General features: G+C 68.3%; 16 protein-coding genes. 1 reads left to right on the top strand and 15 read right to left on the bottom strand.

The features are described 5' to 3' along the window. Positions 1-281 precede the first annotated feature (281 nt). The 14 genes from ACVOJ1_RS06335 to hisS all read right to left on the bottom strand — a co-directional run bounded on the left by ACVOJ1_RS06335 (position 282) and on the right by hisS (position 13963). A complete protein-coding gene (locus ACVOJ1_RS06335) occupies positions 282-1022 on the bottom strand; it encodes a copper homeostasis protein CutC (RefSeq protein ID WP_197600509.1) in 741 nt (246 codons plus the stop codon). Continuing rightward, the gene (locus tag ACVOJ1_RS06330; protein ID WP_346480155.1) at positions 1019-2017 is read right to left on the bottom strand and encodes a glycosylasparaginase; all 999 of its coding nucleotides are present in this window, start codon (positions 2015-2017) and stop codon (positions 1019-1021) included. Before ACVOJ1_RS06330 ends, ACVOJ1_RS06335 begins: the two co-directional genes overlap by 4 nt. A gap of 50 nt (positions 2018-2067) precedes the next feature. Continuing rightward, positions 2068-3090, bottom strand: coding sequence for a glucokinase (locus ACVOJ1_RS06325; protein WP_065182700.1), 1023 nt, complete (start codon positions 3088-3090; stop codon positions 2068-2070). 156 nt (positions 3091-3246) lie between these two features. Further along, on the bottom strand, positions 3247-4836 hold the full coding sequence (locus ACVOJ1_RS06320; protein ID WP_346480154.1) for a calcineurin-like phosphoesterase C-terminal domain-containing protein: 1590 nt from the start codon (positions 4834-4836) through the stop codon (positions 3247-3249). 124 nt (positions 4837-4960) lie between these two features. After that, positions 4961-5581, bottom strand: coding sequence for a bifunctional phosphoribosyl-AMP cyclohydrolase/phosphoribosyl-ATP diphosphatase HisIE (hisIE, locus tag ACVOJ1_RS06315; RefSeq protein ID WP_053516720.1), 621 nt, complete (start codon positions 5579-5581; stop codon positions 4961-4963). Further along, positions 5571-6347, bottom strand: a complete 777-nt coding sequence (gene hisF / locus ACVOJ1_RS06310; RefSeq protein ID WP_053516721.1) for an imidazole glycerol phosphate synthase subunit HisF — start codon at positions 6345-6347, stop codon at positions 5571-5573. Before hisF ends, hisIE begins: the two co-directional genes overlap by 11 nt. Further along, the gene (gene hisA, locus ACVOJ1_RS06305) at positions 6341-7075 is read right to left on the bottom strand and encodes a 1-(5-phosphoribosyl)-5-[(5-phosphoribosylamino)methylideneamino]imidazole-4-carboxamide isomerase (protein ID WP_346480153.1); all 735 of its coding nucleotides are present in this window, start codon (positions 7073-7075) and stop codon (positions 6341-6343) included. Before hisA ends, hisF begins: the two co-directional genes overlap by 7 nt. Continuing rightward, positions 7072-7674 carry an imidazole glycerol phosphate synthase subunit HisH gene (gene hisH, locus ACVOJ1_RS06300; RefSeq protein WP_053516724.1) on the bottom strand — a complete coding sequence of 201 codons (603 nt, stop codon included), beginning with the start codon at positions 7672-7674 and terminating at the stop codon, positions 7072-7074. The genes hisA and hisH overlap by 4 nt, the downstream gene beginning before the upstream one ends. Further along, entirely contained in the window at positions 7671-8744 is a 1074-nt protein-coding gene (gene hisB, locus ACVOJ1_RS06295; protein WP_053516725.1) for a bifunctional histidinol-phosphatase/imidazoleglycerol-phosphate dehydratase HisB, read from the bottom strand. The genes hisH and hisB overlap by 4 nt, the downstream gene beginning before the upstream one ends. Then, the gene (gene hisC, locus ACVOJ1_RS06290; protein ID WP_180875954.1) at positions 8741-9835 is read right to left on the bottom strand and encodes a histidinol-phosphate transaminase; all 1095 of its coding nucleotides are present in this window, start codon (positions 9833-9835) and stop codon (positions 8741-8743) included. The genes hisB and hisC overlap by 4 nt, the downstream gene beginning before the upstream one ends. Then, complete coding sequence (gene hisD, locus ACVOJ1_RS06285) at positions 9832-11127, bottom strand: histidinol dehydrogenase (protein WP_053516727.1); 1296 nt, start codon at positions 11125-11127, stop codon at positions 9832-9834. The genes hisC and hisD overlap by 4 nt, the downstream gene beginning before the upstream one ends. Further along, a complete protein-coding gene (gene hisG / locus ACVOJ1_RS06280; protein WP_053516728.1) occupies positions 11124-12035 on the bottom strand; it encodes an ATP phosphoribosyltransferase in 912 nt (303 codons plus the stop codon). Before hisG ends, hisD begins: the two co-directional genes overlap by 4 nt. A 33-nt stretch (positions 12036-12068) precedes the next feature. Further along, the gene (locus ACVOJ1_RS06275; protein ID WP_074901503.1) at positions 12069-12377 is read right to left on the bottom strand and encodes a YerC/YecD family TrpR-related protein; all 309 of its coding nucleotides are present in this window, start codon (positions 12375-12377) and stop codon (positions 12069-12071) included. Positions 12378-12565: 188 nt separating this feature from the next. Beyond that, positions 12566-13963, bottom strand: coding sequence for a histidine--tRNA ligase (gene hisS / locus ACVOJ1_RS06270; RefSeq protein ID WP_053516730.1), 1398 nt, complete (start codon positions 13961-13963; stop codon positions 12566-12568). A 138-nt stretch (positions 13964-14101) separates the two neighbouring features. Here hisS and ACVOJ1_RS06265 point away from each other — a divergent pair, with 138 nt between their 5' ends. Next, positions 14102-14854, top strand: coding sequence for a Crp/Fnr family transcriptional regulator (locus ACVOJ1_RS06265; RefSeq protein ID WP_053516731.1), 753 nt, complete (start codon positions 14102-14104; stop codon positions 14852-14854). 91 nt (positions 14855-14945) lie between these two features. On the opposite strand, the gene thrC is transcribed toward ACVOJ1_RS06265, so the two are convergent. After that, positions 14946-16232 (bottom strand): threonine synthase, encoded by a 1287-nt coding sequence (gene thrC / locus ACVOJ1_RS06260; protein WP_346480152.1) that lies wholly within the window; start codon positions 16230-16232, stop codon positions 14946-14948. Positions 16233-16237: the final 5 nt, after the last annotated feature.

Here is a 16237-nt window from a genome sequence, read left to right as displayed (position 1 = left end):
AGGGTGTGGTCGCACGGATGGGTGGTGGCGCGGCACTACGGAAGATCCAGGTGCCGGGTCGGTTCAAGCCGGTTCCGGCGCCCCCCTGTGGATCGATCCAAACTAAAGCACGGCTGAACCGGAGAGAGCATTCCGCGGCGCAACACGCCGCTGCGGATCCGCTGCCGTCCCCGCTTGAAAAGTAGATGAATCAGTGGCTTGCGCAGGTTGGCCGCCGCAGGCCGGAGATGAACTGAGGACACGCGAGCGGCAGACCCGCGCGGAACCGACTTCGCCCGGTATCAGGACAGATCGCCGTCCAGCGCCCGCCGCAGCCCCGCCACGATTGCGGCATCGGTCTGATCCCAGTGCGGGTCCAGCCCGCGCAGTGCCGGGTTGTGGAACTGCATGGCCGAGTGCCGGCGGCTCTTGGCCGACGCGTGCAGCTCAACACAGCCGCTGTGCCGCGCCACCGCAGCGATGTTGGCCGGGTCCAGGCCAGCACCCGCCATCACGCTGATGCGCCCCGCCGCCCGGGCGACCAGGCCTTCCAGCACGTCGACACCGGCAGCCGCGCTGGCCTGTCCCCCGGACGTCAATACACGGCTGCACCCCAGAGCGATCACCTGCTCCAACGCCGCCGGAAGGTCACGCGCGGCGTCGAAGGCACGGTGGAACGTCACCTGCAGCGGACCCGCCGCCTGGATGAGCGCGCGGCACAGGGGCAGATCGATATCGCCCTGCCGGTCCAACGCACCGATCACCACGCCATCGCAGCCCAGCGCACGGCACTGTGCGATATCGCGCAGCATCAGCTCGGCCTCCAGGGCGTCGTAGTGGAAATCACCCGGCCGCGGCCGCACCAGCACGAACAGCGGAATCGACAGGCGTTCGCGGGCCATGGCGATGCTGGCGAACGACGGTGTGGTGCCGCCCTCGGCAAGGTTGTCGAACAGTTCGATGCGGTCGGCACCACCGGCCTGCGCGGCCAACGCCGAAGCCAGCGAGTTGCTGGCGATCTCCAGGGTGAGCCGCGTGCTCACGCCTGCGTGCTCGTGTAGATCGACGGTGAATCGCGCAGGTCGTCCTGGCGCTGCGCATCGCAGACGGCATAGACGAAACCGCGATGCAGCGCATAGGCGCCCACCTCGCCCTGCTTGTTCATGGCCAGGAAGCACACCTGCAGGGTCCTGCTTGCCTCGGGACGCTTGCGTACCACGCGGTCGATCGCCTCACGGCAGGCCTGGGCGGGCGTTCGACCCTGGCGCATCAGCTCGACCACCAGGAACGAGGCCGCATTGCGGATCATCTCTTCGCCCACGCCCGATGCGGTGGCGGCACCGACCTCGTTGTCGACGTACAGGCCGGCGCCGATGATCGGACTGTCGCCGACCCGGCCGTGCAGTTTCCAGGCCATGCCGCTGGTGGTACACGCACCGGCAAGATGGCCCCGGGCATCCAGTGCCAGCATGCCGATGGTGTCGTGGTTGTCGCTGTTGCCGGGAAGGCCACGTCGCTCGGCGTTGATCTGGGGCTGGTACTTCTCGGTCTTCAACCACTCGCGCCAGGCCGCTTCGGCCTGCGGCGTCAGCAGACGCCTGCGCTCGAAGCCCTGCTGCACGGCGAACTGCTGCGCCCCTTCACCCACCAGCAACACGTGCGGGCTGTTCTCCATCACTTTGCGGGCCACCGACACCGGGTGCAGGATGTCGACCAGCGCGGCCACCGCACCGCAGCGGCCATCGCCGTCCATGATGCTGGCGTCCAGGCTCAGCACGCCGTCCCGGTCCGGATTGCCGCAATGGCCCACGGTGGGATTGCACAGCTCGCTCTCGGCCCAGCGTGCGCCGGCCTCCACTGCATCCAGGGCACTGCCACCCTGCGACAGGACCTTCCATGCCGCCTGGTTGGCCGGCACTCCGAAATCCCAGGTCGAGACCACCTTCGCTCCGCCCTGCACACGTGCCTGTACGCCCGGCAGGGCGGCCATGCCTGCGGCCAGCGCTCCGGCCTGCAGGAACTGCCTGCGATCCACCATGTTGCCTCCCAGTCTGCAACGTGTCGCCGGCCCGATGCCGGCAGCACCGATCAATCGTGTACGGGGTACCGCGCCGCATGCCAGACGGCGGCGCCCAGCACGCCCAGTTGGCCATGTTCCACCCGCCATACCGGCACCTGCCGCAGCACGTCGGCCAGCACGCCCTTGTTGAGGAAGCGCTCGCGGAAGCGGCCATCGGCGAGGAAATCCTGCACGTGGGTGGAAATGCCGCCCGCCAGGTACACCGAGCGGGCCCCCACGGCGATGGCGGCATCGCCGGCCAGGCTGCCCAGCCAGGCGCAGAACACCTGCAGCGTCTCCACTGCAAGTGCGTCTTCGCCGCTGCGTGCGGCGCCGATCAGCGCTTCGGTGCTGGACCACACCGGAGTGACGCCACGCAGCTCGCACAGGCACGGATACAGATTCATCAGACCGCTGCCGGACAGCACACGCTCGTTGTCCACATGTGGCCACCGCTGCAGCAGCCTGCCCAGCACCTCCAGCTCCAGCGCGTTGCCGGCCCCCAGGGCAGCGTGGCCGATCTCGCTGGGCAGCACCGGACGCCCGCCATCGGCGAAGCGCAGCGCCGCGCCCAGGCCGGTACCGGCCCCCAGCACCAGCGCCGGGAACGCCATCGCCGGGTCGGCATCGCCGTTCAATGGAACCAGGGTGTCGGCCTGCAGGTAGGGAATGGCCAGTGCCACCGCCTCGAAATCATTGATGAGCTGCAGATCGTCCAGACCGGACTGTGCGCGGGTGGCGGACAACGACACCGTCCACGGCAGATTGGCATTGATCAGCACATCGCCATCGAGCAGGCCGGCGATGGCGACCACCGCCGACCGCACCGGCAGTGCGAGGCTCCGGGTGAAGTCGGCCAGAATCGCCGCCAGGCTGGAATGATCGGCACACGCGTAGGTGCGATGACTGCCCAGCCGTGGCGCCTGTCCCGGCAGCGTTTCAGCCAGCGCCAGGCGGGCAAAGGTACCGCCGACATCGGCGACGATCAGGCTTCGCGGAAGACCGCCGCGGGAGGAGTCGGTGGAAACCGGGGGCACTGCTGCGATGGTCACTCTGGCCTGCTTGAATCGATTGAATCGCACCGATTCTCAGGCATCAGGGTCGCTTTGCCTAGCGCGGCGCAGCGCCGGCAGCCGCCCCTGCCATGGCCTTGTCCGCAGCGCCCGGGTGGCGGCAGCCCGGACGCAGCGCGCAGCGGCACCTGCGGATCAGGGCTCTGCGGTCTGCAGACTATAACGGGTGGTGGCGGTGAATACCGCACCATCCGGCTGGGTCGAACGCACGTCGATCCTGTGGTCGCCCACGGCCAGGTGGGTGGGCAGCGCGCCGCGCCACAGATGCGGCGAAGCGGTGGCCTCGGGCGAGCGATCGTAACCGCGCAGCACGCTGGACAGGTCGTCCGCCGCATTCTCCACCAGCAGCCGCGGGTCGGGCTGGCGGACCTGCTTCATCGGCTGCCATGCCCCACCGTCCACGCGGTACTCGACCACGCTCGCGTCCTCACCCATGTACACGTTGGCGTACACGCCCCACGCCGGATACGCGCCCTGGCGCAGCACCTTCGGCGCATGCAGGCCGATCTGTTCGCTGGCTGGCGCGCCGGCCACGCGATACTGCAGGCGATAGCTGCCGTTGCCAGCCACATCCAGCAACGCGTAGCCCTTTGGCGTGCCGTCGCTCATGGTGCTGTCCGGCACACCGGCAGCATCCTTCACACCGGACCAGAACGCGCCGCAGTTGGCACCGACGTTGTACTCGTGCAGCGGTTTTTCGCCGTGCCAGCCCTCGGCCTTGCCATGGTAGACATGCTGCTGGGTGTGGCTGTGGCCGCTCAGGACCAGCACGTTGCGGAAGTCCTTCAGCAGGTCGAACAGGCGCTGCCGGTCGGCGTGCCGGAAGCTCTCGCGACCCGGCGCCGCATCGAACAGCGGAATGTGCATGCCCAGCACCAGCAGGCGGTCGCGATGCAGACCCTTGAGGTAGGCGGCAAGGAACGCGAACTGATCCTCGCGCAGGCCACCGACATAGCTCGGCCTCGCCTTCGGGTCGTACACCACATCGTCGAGGAACACGAAGCTGGCACCGCCCTCCTCCACGGCGTACGTGTCCGGGCCGTAGACGTTGCGCCAGCTGTCCAGCGAATGCTCGTCAACGGCGGCATCGAAATCGAGATCGTGATTGCCCGGCACATGGAACCACGGCACGCCCAGCTGCGTGGTGACCTTGTTGATGGCCGGATACAGCGTCAGGTCATCATTGACGATATCGCCGAGCGTCGTGCCAAGCCGCGCCCGGGTCTGGCCGACCAGCGGCGCCACGATGGACTGCTGGTAGTAGCCGATGTCCTTGAGGCTTGCGGTCTGTGAATCAGTGAACACCAGCATCTGGAAACCACGCCGGCTGTCATGACGATCCGTCTGCAGCGCGAAGTCCCAGTTGCGGGTGGCATCGCCGGTTGCGGCGATGCCACCGTACTTCAGTGCAGGCGAGCCGTTGGGCTGGAAATGACGCCAGAACGACGGCAGCCCGTCGTTCGCCTTCGGGAACGCGTACGCATCCGGCTTGATCACGAACACCGTCTGGCCCTCGCGCACGGGCAGGCTGTAGCTGCCATCGGCTGCGGTCTTGACGATGCGCTCGCCGTTGGACACCTGCACCCCGGCCAGGCCCGGGTCGGTCGCACCACGGCCGGGCCTGCCGTCGCGTTCCAGGTAGACCTTGCCGCTGACAACCGCATCCGCAGCCCAGGCCGGCGAGGTCAGCAACAGGCAGCACAGCCACGCAGCGGGCGATTTCATGGGCAATCCGGCAAAGAAGAGGACTGCCTATTGTAGAGCGGAGCCATGGCTGTCTGCCGCGCGGATGCAGCCGGGCCGGCGCCGGCGCCGAAAGCGCGTGCGGACCGCAGGCCACATGCAGCCATCAACGATGGCGCGTTTCCAGCACCCGGCGCGCGTCGTCAAGCGACAGGCCGCGTGCGCGCAGCAGCACCAGCAGGTGGTACAGCAGGTCCGAAGCCTCGCCCAGCAGCGCCGCGTCATCCTGTGCGACTGCGGCCAGAGCGGTTTCCACGCCCTCCTCGCCCACCTTCTGCGCGATACGGCGGATGCCGTCCTCGAACAGGCGGGTGGTGTAACTGCCGGGTGGACGCTGTGCTTCACGCGTGGCCACCAGTTGCCCCAGCCCGCCCAGGAAATCCTTCGGCGCCTGGTCGAAGCAGCTCTCCGCACCGGTGTGGCAGGTCGGTCCTGCCGGGCGGGCCAGCACCAGCAGCGTATCGGCATCGCAGTCCACGCTGATGGACTGCACCGCCAGCACGTTGCCGGACTGCTCGCCCTTGGTCCACAGGCGCTGCCTGCTGCGGCTGTAGAAGGTCATGTGCCCGACGGCAAGCGTCGCGGCCAGCGACTCCGCGCTGACGTAACCCAGCATCAGCACCTGCAGGGTATCGGCGTCCTGCACCACCGCGGGCAGCAGGCCGTCCCCCTTGCTCCAGTCCAGCCCCTGCAGGGCCTCCAGCGACGGTCGCACCTCAATAGACATCCCGTACCTCGATCTGCTGTTCGCGCAGGTAGCGCTTCAGGTCTGCAATGGCGATGGCGCCGCTGTGGAACACGCTGGCGGCCAGCGCACCATCCACGTCGGCGCGGTCGAAGGCCTCGGCGAAATGCTCCATCGTGCCCGCACCGCCCGACGCGATCAGCGGCACCTGGCACAACGCACGCGCCTGCTGCAGCTGGGCCACATCGTAGCCGCGGCGCACCCCATCGCTGTCCATGCAGTTCAGCACGATCTCGCCTGCGCCGCGGCGCTGTGCCTCGACGATCCAATCCAGCGTCCGTATGGGTACCGCTCGGGTCTTGTCCGGGTCGCCGCTGAAGCGGCGCACCCGCCATTCGCCATCGGCCTCGCGCACCGAGTCGACGCCGACCACCACGCACTGCACGCCGAACTCGGCAGCCAGCTCGTCGATCAGTGCGGGACGGCCCAGTGCCGGCGAATTGATCGAGATCTTGTCGGCACCGGCAAACAGCACCCGCCGTGCGGTTTCCACGCTGTCGATGCCACCGGCTACGCAGAACGGGATATCGATCAGCCGTGCGATGCGCTCGACCCAGGCCACATCGACCGAACGCGCCTCGGGGCTGGCGCCGATGTCGTAGAACACCAGCTCATCGGCCCCCTGGTCGCGGTAACGCTGCGCCAGCTCGGCGATATCCCCCATGTCCACGTGGTCACGGAAGCGCACCCCCTTGACCACCCGTCCTTCGCGCACGTCCAGGCAGGGAATGATGCGGCGACTCAGCATGCCAGCGCCTCCGCCAGGTCCATGCGCTGTTCCAGCAGCGCCTTGCCAAGGATGGCGCCGCCACAGCCGGCAGCACGCGCATCGGCCACGTCGGCCACATCGCGGATGCCACCGGAGGCCTGCACCTGCACGCCCGGCAGCAGCGACACCAGGTGCTGGTACAGGCCGATGTTCGGCCCGGCCAGCATGCCGTCGCGGGCGATATCGGTACACAACAGGTGGCGCATGCCCGCCCGTGCATACCGCAGCGCAAGGTCATCCAGGGTCACGCCCGCGTTCTCGGTCCAGCCATGCACCGGCAGCTGCCACTGGCCCTGAGGGTCCTGGCGTGCATCCAGCGCGATGGTGATGTGATCGGCACCGAACGCCTGCAGCCAGCCGACCACTTCATCGGGCCTGCGCACTGCCAGCGACCCTACCACCACCCGGCTCGCGCCCGCATCGAGAATGCGCGCCACATCATCACGCCCACGCACACCGCCGCCGGTCTGCACCTGCAACGTCGTCTGCGTGCGAACCGCTGCCAGCAGCGCGGCCAGCGTGTAGCCACCGGCACGCGCTGCGTCCAGATCGACCAGGTGCATCCAACGCGCGCCCTGCGCGGCGAATGCCTGCGCACGCGGCAGGGGATCGTCGCCGTAGTGCGTTTCCTGCGCGTAATCGCCCTGCCGCAGCCGCACCACACGGCCTTCGCGGATATCCAGTGCGGGGTAGACGGTGAAACTCATGCAGCGGTGCCCTCGAGGAAGTTGCGCAACATCAGCGATCCGGTATCGCCGGAGCGTTCGGGATGGAACTGCGCACCGAAGTAGCGCCCCTGCTCCACCACGGCAGTGAACAGGCCGCCGTGATCGCAGGCGGCCACCGTGTGGCTGTTCAATGGCGCCGCATAGCTGTGCACGAAGTAGGCGCTTGCGCGATCAGGCACATCGCGCAGCAGCAGCGAGGACCGCAGTGGCAGCAGGCGGTTCCAGCCCATGTGCGGCACGCGGATGCCGCACGCCGGTACCAGCTTGCGCACCACCCCGGGAATCAGGCCGAGCGCTTCCACGCCGGCTTCTTCCGAGCGCTCGAACAACAGCTGCATGCCCAGGCAGATGCCCATCAACGGCACCTCGATCCGTCGCAACGGCTCCACCAGTCCCTGCGCATGCAGGCGCTGCATGCCCGGCCCTGCCGCACCGACGCCGGGCAGGATCACCCGCCGTGCGCCCGCCAGCCCCTCTGCGTCGCGCACCAGCCGGACACTGGCACCCAGCCGTTCCAGCGCATAGCGTACGGAACCCAGATTGGCGCCGCCGGCATCGATCAGCGCGACTTCGCTCACAGGGCCCCCTTGGTCGAGGGCAGCGCCGTGCCCTGGCGCGCCAGTGCCGGGCGCAGCGCGCGGGCCAGCGCCTTGAAACAGGCCTCCACCTTGTGGTGGTCATTGTCGCCACGCACCTGCAGATTGAGATTCAATCCACCTGCATCGCACAGCGAGCGGAAGAAATGCGGCACCAGTTCGGTCGGCATGTCGCCAACGCGCTCACGCTTGAACTCGCCCTCGAAGACGAAATAGGGCCGGCCACTGAAGTCCAGCGCTGCGCTGGCCAGGGTCTCGTCCATCGGCAGGGTGAACCCGTAGCGGCCGATGCCGCGCTTGTCACCCAAGGCTTCGCGCAGCGCCTGGCCCAGCGCCAGCCCGGTGTCCTCGATGGTGTGATGCTCGTCGATGTGCAGGTCGCCCTCGGCGCGGATGTCCAGCGCAAAACCACCGTGCTTGCCGATCTGTTCCAGCATGTGGTCGAAGAACGGCAACCCGGTGCGGATGTTGGCGTCACCGGCGCGATCCAGATCCAGCTCGACGCGTATCTTCGTTTCCTTCGTGTTGCGCTGGACCACGGCCGTGCGCGGCGCATCGGCCAGTGCGTGGGCGATGCCCGGCCAGTCCCAGTCACCGCCGAACTGCTCCGTGCGCAACTGGAAGCCACGGATGTTGAGGTTGTCGGCGAACTGCAGGTCGGTGATGCGGTCGCCGACCATCGCCGAGCGTGCCCAGTCGATGCTGCGGTCCTGCAGGTAGGCCGTCATCAGGCCGATGCCGGGCTTGCGGGTCGGGGCATTGTCCTGTGGCCAGCTGCAGTCGATCAGCACATCACGAAACACGATGCCCTGGCTTTCGAAGATCTGCAGCATCAGATCGTTCGGTCCATCGAAGCTGGCGCGCGGATAGCCCTCGCTGCCGAGCCCATCCTGGTTGGTGACGATGACGAACTGATAGCCTGCATCACGCAGCTTCAGCAGTGCCGGAATCACCTGCGGCACGAAGCGCAGCTTCTCGTAGGCGTCGATCTGGAAGTCGGAAGGTTCCTCGATGAGGGTACCGTCGCGGTCGATGAACAGGATCGGGGTCATGCAACGGCCCTCCGGGCCGACAGGGCCGCAAGCACGCGGTCATTCTCTTCGGGGCTGCCGATGCTGATCCGCAGCGCATCCTCCAGCTGCGGGGCTGCACGCTGGTCGCGCACCACCACGCCGGCCGCCAGCAACGCATCGAACGCGCCCTGGGCATCGGCAAAGCGCACCAGCAGGTAGTTGCCTGCGGACGCATGGACCTGGCGTACGCCAGGCAGGCCCTGCAGCGCAGTGCGCAGGCGCTCGCGTTCGGCGATCACGGTGGCCACGCGCTCGCGTGTGCGTGCCAGCGCCGCCGGCTGCAGCGCCTGCACCGCCAGTTCCGCGCACGGCGTCGGCACCGGATACGGTGCCTGGCAGCGACGCAGCACCGCGATCAGTTCCGCTGCGGCGATCAACGTTCCGATCCGTGCCGCCGCCAGCGCATGGGCCTTTGAAAGCGTACGCAGCACTGCCACATTGGCGTGCGTGGCAAGCAGGGAGGTCGCCGAAGGACGCTGCGCGTACTCGACATAGGCTTCATCGACCACGACAAGCGCCCGACCGCGCAAGGCTTCGGCCACACGCTCGATGTCGGCCAGGGCGATATCGCTGCCGGCCGGATTGGAGGGCGCGCACAGAAACACCAGCTTCGCATTGCGTGCTCTGGCCGATTCGATCACCGCATCCAGGTCGGCGTGCAGGCCGTCGGCGGCATCGACCAGGGGCACTTCGATCAGGGGCGCGCCCTGCAGCCGTGCACAGACTGCATACATACCGAACACCGGCGGCGTGACCAGCACACCATCGCGCCCCGGCACGCACAGCGCACGCACCAGCAGGTCGATGGCTTCATCGCTGCCACGCCCGACCAGCACCTGTTGCGGCTGCACGCCGTACAGCGAAGCCAGTCCATCGCGCAACGCCTGTGGCTGGGGCTCTGGATAGCGCCGGCTGCGGCCCTCGGCGTCCGCGGGGTTGGCCCAGGCCGATTCGTTGGCGTTCAGCCAGACATCGCCCTGCACTGCCGCACTGCGCGCCGAGCTGTAACCTGCAAAGGCCTGCAGGTCGGTGCGCACCAGCGCCAGTACCTCGTCGATCCCGGCATTCATGCAGCCACCTCCATGCGCAGGGCAACGGCGCGCTCGTGCGCGTCCAGCCCTTCGGCGCTGGCAAGGGTGCGCGCGCAGCCGCCGATCGCCGCCAACCCGGCGGCGCTGGCACTCTGCACGCTGATGAAGTTCTGGAAGCTGGCCACGCTGACACCACTGTACGCACGTGCGGCGCCTGCGGTGGGCAGCACATGGTTGGTACCACTGCAGTAGTCGCCCAATGCCTCGGGAGTGTAATCACCCAGGAACACCGAGCCTGCAGCCTGCACCCGATCAAGCCAGCCGCGTGGTTCGCGCAGGGCCAGGATCAGGTGCTCAGGGGCGTAGCGGTTGCTGATCGCGAAGGCATCGGCCAGCGTGTCGACCAGGATCAGGCGCGACGCCGAAAGCGCCTGGCGGGCGATATCCTGCCGCGGCAGCAGCGCGACCTGGCGTTCCACTTCGGACTCGACCGCGGCCAGCATCGCGGCATCATCGGTCAGCAGCAGCACCTGCGAATCGGGGCCGTGTTCGGCCTGCGACAGCAGATCGGCAGCCACAAACGCCGGATTGGCACCGGCATCGGCAATCACCAGAACTTCCGACGGCCCTGCAGGCATGTCGATCGCCGCTGCACCGTTCTGCGCGACCTGCTGCTTGGCTTCGGTGACGAAGCTGTTGCCGGGCCCGAACAGTTTGTCGCAGGCCGGAACGCTGGCGGTGCCATAGGCCATCGCAGCGATCGCCTGCGCGCCGCCCAGCTTGAAAACGCGTTGCACGCCGGTCAGCCGGGCAGCCACCAGCACCGCCGGATCGGCGCTGCCGTCGGCGCGCGGTGGTGTGCACAGCACCACCTGCGGGCACCCGGCCAGCTGCGCCGGCACGCCCAGCATCAACGCCGTGGACGGCAACGGTGCGCTGCCGGCCGGCACATACAGGCCGACCCGGCCGATCGGCCGCAGCATGCGTTCACAGACCACGCCCGGCGCGGTCTCCACCGCATAGCCCTGGCCCATGCCTGCGCTGTGGAAGCGCGCGATGCGCCCGGCCGCTTCCACCATGGCCTGGCGCAGATCGCCTGGCACCGCCGCTTCGGCAGCGGCGAATTCGGCGTCGGATACTTCAAAGGACGGCAGTTGCACACCATCGAAGCGCGCGGTGATCACACGCAGCGCCTCGTCGCCCTGCGCGCGCACCTGCGCGATCAGGGTCGCGACCGCATCGCGCGTCTGCTGGGCCACGGCCTGCACCGGGCGGGTCAGTGCCGCGCTGCGCGCAGCCTCATCAAGTTGCGACCAGATCAGACGATTCATGCCAGCGACCGCTCCACGCTCAACACCATCAGGCCCTGCGCGCCCGCACGCTCAAGCTCTTCCATGCGCTGCCAGCTCAGTGGTCCGGGGCACATGGTCTGCAGCCGCAGCGTGCCGCCGTCAGCCGGCAGGCGCTCCAGCGGCCCGGCATCGGCCAGCAGCTGGGCCAGGGCATCAACACGGTCTTCGCTGGCGCGGAACATCAGCAGCTTGCGGTCCTGCTTCTGTACCACGCCATCGAGACGGCGCAGCAGCATGGCGCGCAGGCCCGCTCGAGCGTCATCGGGCACGCGCACCGCACCGGCCAGCACCGCCTCGCTGTCCAGCAGGTTGTGCACCGGCACAAGCTGGTTGGCACGCAGGGTGGCACCACTCGACACCAGATCGCAGATCAGGTCGGCCGTGCCCAGCCGTGGGGCGATCTCAACCGAACCGGACAGCTCCACCACCTGCGCGTCCACGCCCTGCTCAACCAGCCATGCCTTGAGGATGGCGGGATAGCTGGTGGCGATCCGCATGCCGGCCAGCTGTGCCGGCCCCTGCCATTGCCAGTCCTCCGGCACCGCCAGCATCAGCCGGCACTGGCCGAAACCCAGCCCCCGCAGGGCCTGGTAGGCATCCGGCAGGCCGATCTGACGACGCGCGGCGGCCTGCTCGTCCAGTTCGTTGCGACCGACGATGCCCAGGTCGCAGACACCGTCGGCAATCAGGCCAGGAATGTCGTCGTCGCGCACCAGCAGCAGGTCCACCGGCAACGATTCTCCGTAGCAGAACAGCTTGTCGCGGCTTTCGCGCCAGCTCAGGCCGCAGGCACTGAGCAGGTTGCGGGCGGGCTCGGCAAGCCGCCCGCTCTTCTGGATGGCGATACGCAGCCGGTCTCGTGCCGGGGCTGCCTGGGTTGCACTCATGGGAAGGTCTCGAAGTTCGGTACGGGGCGCGGATCAGCGCGAGGCCAGACGGTCGATGGCAGCGGCATAGCCTCGATGGCCATGCTCGAGCGAGCGCGCCACCCGTCCGGTGGTGGTCACGCTGACCCCGGTGCGCTCGTGGATCTCGCGGTATGGCACCCCCTGCTGCAGCAGCGGCACCACTTTCCAGCGGTCGGCCATGGCCTCCAGCTCGGCCGGAGTACACAGGTCACGCAGGAAAGCCATGACCTGCTCCGGCTCACGCAGGGCCGCGAACGCCTGGGCCAGGGCTTCCAGATCGGCCTGGGGGTCTTTGGCGGCGATGTCGGGGCGGGCTTTCACGGGGCGGATCTCTTGCATCAATGTAATAGCGCGCTAGTACATTAGCGCATTCTTGCGCAGTGCGTCAAACCACCCCACCGCCTCCACCCGAGCATTCAGGTTCCGGAAACGAAAAACGCCCGCCAGAGGCGGGCGTCATCCAGGTCAGCGCCGCCCCACCGGGAGAGCGGCGGCACGGCAATGTCAGTTCACACCATCACCTTCGACTGTTCCAGTTCCACCTGCAGGGTGCTGGCCAGCTCCTCGCGGGATACCTCGAACTGCTGCTCGCGGAGCAGATCCTTCACCGCCACCACCCCGCGCGCCAGTTCGTCCTCGCCGGCGAGCGCCACGAAGCGGATGCCCGCCTTGGCCGCGTACTGGAACTGCTTGCCGATCTTCTTCGGCTCCATCTGCACTTCGGTGTTGATGCCACCGGCCCGCAGGCGGCGGGCGATATCCAGTGACTGCGCCATGCCCTGCTCGTCCATCAGCGCCACCAGCGCCTGCACGCTGCTGGCCTCGATTCCGTCGATCAGGCCCGCCTCACGCAGCTGCCAGAACAGGCGCGACAGGCCGATCGAAATGCCGACGCCGGGCAGCTTCGACTTGCTGTAGTGGCTGGCCAGGTCTTCATAGCGGCCGCCGGAGCAGATCGAACCGATCTGCGGGTGGTCGGTCAGCGTGGTCTCATAGACGGTGCCGGTGTAGTAATCCAGGCCACGGGCGATGGAGAAGTTGAGGCAGTAGGCACTCTCCGGCACACCCAGCGCCTGCACCAGCTGCAGCACTTCGCGCAGCTCTGCCACGCCGGCACGCAGCGTTTCCGAGGACCCCGCAGCGTCCTCCAGCGCCGAAAGCTGGGCCAGCGCATCGGCATGCCCCTGCGAACGCACGGCCACGAATGCCAGGATCTTCTCGACCTGTCCGGCCGGGATGCCGAACCCGTCGCCCACCAGCGTCTCGCGCACGTAGTCGGCGCCCCGCTTGTCCAGCTTGTCCACTTCACGCAGCACCGCCAGCTGGCGCTCGCCCTCGGCCACGCCCAGGCTTTCGAAGAAGCCACGCATCAGCTTGCGGTTGTTCAACTGGATGCTGAAGTCTCCGATGCGCAGCTCCGAGAACACCGCGTGGATCACCGCCAGCACTTCGGCGTCGTACCGCACGCTCAGGCTGTCCTTGCCGATCACGTCGATGTCGCACTGGTAGAACTCGCGGAAACGGCCGCGCTGGGCACGCTCACCACGGTACACCCGCTGCATCTGGTAGCGCCGGAACGGGAACGTCAGTTCGTGCTCATGCTCAGCCACATAACGCGCCAGCGGCACGGTCAGATCGAAGCGCAGGGCCATTTCCGGAAGCGAGCGGTCACCCGACTCGGCGGCATTGGCCAGCGCACCGGTGGACTGCACGAAGTACACCTGGCGCTCGGTCTCGCCACCGGACTTGGTCAGCAGCACATCGGACAGCTCGAACACCGGCGTCTCCACCGGCAGGAACCCGAAGCGCTCGTAGTTGCGGCGGATGACGTCCAGCATGCGCTGGAACGCAATCTGCTCGCGCGGCAGCAGCTCAAGGGTGCCGGGCGGGGTACGGGGCTTGATCACGGGAGCAACTCCTGCTGGAACGGGACGTGGGAGGGGGCGACATTCTAGCGCCCTGGAGCGCGCGGCCGCCTGACGCAGGGTCGAACAGCCGCTTGAAGTATCATAAGGCCCTCCCCGCCCGCGATACGCCCACGCACCATGTCCCGGCCTTCCGGCGCCCCGTCCGCCAACAACGACACCGCCGGGCAGTCCTGCTCCACGCTGGACTGCCTGCACTGCTCGGTCCGCCACCTGGCGGTGTGTTCGGCGCTGTCTCCTGACGAAGTGCAGGCACTTGAACAGGTGACCGTCTCGCAGGCGGTGACGATGGGCAGCACCCTCGCCCGCACCGGCGAAGAGCGCCAGCATGTCTATACATTGACCGCCGGCGCACTGCGCCTGGTGCGGACGCTGGCCGACGGCCGCCGCCAAATCAATGGCTTCGTGCTACCGGGCGACTACCTGGGCCTGAGCGGCAGCGACCATCACCGCTACGACATCGAGGCGATCGCTGACAGCCGGGTCTGCCGCGTCGCGCTGCCGCAGATGAAGGCGCTGCGCGGGCGTTATCCGCACCTGGAGCGCAAGCTGCTGCAACGCGCCTGCCAGGAGCTGGACGCTGCGCAGGATGCGGCCCTCGCCCTGGCGCGGCTGCAGCCCGCGGAAAAGCTGGCTGACTTCCTGCTGCGCCTGGCCGCGCGCGAGGCGCGGCTGGGCGGCGACGGCCTGCGCGTCTCGCTGCCGATGGGGCGCGGCGACATCGCCGACCACCTCGGCCTGACCATGGAGACGGTCAGCCGCACCTTCACCAAGCTGCGTCAGCAGGCGCTGATCGCGCTGCCGCACCTGAACGTCGTGGAGATCCTCGACGAGGACGGGCTGCGCCAGCTGGCGGGCGACGTCCAGGGTTGAGCGTCGCGCCACGACCTGCGCCCGGTGGTACCGGGCGCCCCACCCTGCTCCTTGCTTCAGACGACACCGCGCCATGCCCGGCACCTGTCCGTCAGCGCAGCAGCACCTCGCGCAGCGCCGCATAGTCGGCAGCCAGCGGTTCCGCATGCGCGGGACGCTGCAGCAGCGCCGCCAGCGCCGGAGGCACCGGCACTGCTTCGCCGATCAATGGCTCCACCACCGCCTCGAACTTGGCCGGGTGCGCGGTTGCCACCACCGCCCAGTCGCCCTTCGCCCCGCCCGCGCGGAGGTCCCGCAGCACCTTCACTGCCGTCGCGGTATGCGGGCAGAACAGCTCGCCCCCACTGGCGTGCGCACTGGCGATGGTGGCGCGGATGGTCACATCATCCACCGCGAAAGCACGGAGGGCTGCGCGCAGTTCGGCATCGTCGCCGTCGTACAGCCACCGCAGGCGCTCGAAGTTGCTCGGCGCGCCCACATCCATCGCATTGGCAACCGTGGCGACACTGGCCTGCGGCTGATACGCGCCGCCCTCGAAGTACTTCGGCAGCACATCATTGGCATTGGTGGCCAGCACGATCTGGCCGATGGGAACCCCCAGCGTGCGTGCGAGCACCGCAGCCATCGCGTTGCCCAGGTTGCCGGTCGGCACCACCAGATTGAGCCGGCGCCGATGCTGCCCATGATGGGCCAGTGCCGCATGCGCGTAGTAGCTCATCTGTGGCAGAAGACGCCCCAGGCTGATGCTGTTGGCCGAACTCAGCGGCACGTCCGCCTGCAACGCCCGATCGGCCAGCGCCTGCTTGACCATGGCCTGGCAGTCGTCGAACGAACCCGCCACGCGCAGCGCCTGGATGTTGTCGCCGAAGCAGCCGAGCTGGTGCGCCTGGCGCGGCGATACCCGGCCATCCGGATACAGCACCACCACGCGCACGCCCGGTTGGCGATGGAAGGCCGCCGCCACGGCGGCACCGGTATCACCGGACGTGGCAACGACGATCGTCAGGTCGCGTCCCTTGCCCGCCTGCAGCCTCGACAGCGCGCCTGCCAGGAAACGTGCGCCGATGTCCTTGAAGGCCGCAGTGGGACCATGGAACAGCTCGAGGACGTAGTCGCCACCGCCAAGCGGACGCAACGGCACCGGAAAATCGAACGCCTCACGGCAGATCGAAGGCAGCGCCTCCTGCAGCGCGTCGCCGTCGAAGAAGGGTGCCAGCAGATCGGCGGCGGTTTCGGCGAGGGTCTCGCCCTGCTGCACATGATGCGGCGCAGGCAAGGCGCTGGGCACATACAGCCCCCCATCGGGGGCGAGGCCGGCGGCGATGGCGGCACTCAGGCCGACGGCCGGCGACTGGCCGCGGGTGGAAACGAATTGCATGGGAT

Source organism: Stenotrophomonas sp. STEN225, from assembly GCF_056756445.1.
This window is presented reverse-complemented; position numbering and strand designations above follow the sequence as displayed.

Bases quoted from the DNA above. Each gene is read 5' to 3' on its own strand.
- ACVOJ1_RS06330 (WP_346480155.1), bottom strand. From the start codon at position 2,017: ATGGTGGATCGCAGGCAGTTCCTGCAGGCCGGAGCGCTGGCCGCAGGC.
- ACVOJ1_RS06320 (WP_346480154.1), bottom strand. From the start codon at position 4,836: ATGAAATCGCCCGCTGCGTGGCTGTGCTGCCTGTTGCTGACCTCGCCG.
- hisIE (WP_053516720.1), bottom strand. From the start codon at position 5,581: ATGTCTATTGAGGTGCGACCGTCGCTGGAGGCCCTGCAGGGGCTGGAC.
- hisF (WP_053516721.1), bottom strand. From the start codon at position 6,347: ATGCTGAGTCGCCGCATCATTCCCTGCCTGGACGTGCGCGAAGGACGG.
- hisA (WP_346480153.1), bottom strand. From the start codon at position 7,075: ATGAGTTTCACCGTCTACCCCGCACTGGATATCCGCGAAGGCCGTGTG.
- hisB (WP_053516725.1), bottom strand. From the start codon at position 8,744: ATGACCCCGATCCTGTTCATCGACCGCGACGGTACCCTCATCGAGGAA.
- hisC (WP_180875954.1), bottom strand. From the start codon at position 9,835: ATGAATGCCGGGATCGACGAGGTACTGGCGCTGGTGCGCACCGACCTG.
- hisD (WP_053516727.1), bottom strand. From the start codon at position 11,127: ATGAATCGTCTGATCTGGTCGCAACTTGATGAGGCTGCGCGCAGCGCG.
- hisG (WP_053516728.1), bottom strand. From the start codon at position 12,035: ATGAGTGCAACCCAGGCAGCCCCGGCACGAGACCGGCTGCGTATCGCC.
- ACVOJ1_RS06265 (WP_053516731.1), top strand. From the start codon at position 14,102: ATGTCCCGGCCTTCCGGCGCCCCGTCCGCCAACAACGACACCGCCGGG.
- thrC (WP_346480152.1), bottom strand. From the start codon at position 16,232: ATGCAATTCGTTTCCACCCGCGGCCAGTCGCCGGCCGTCGGCCTGAGT.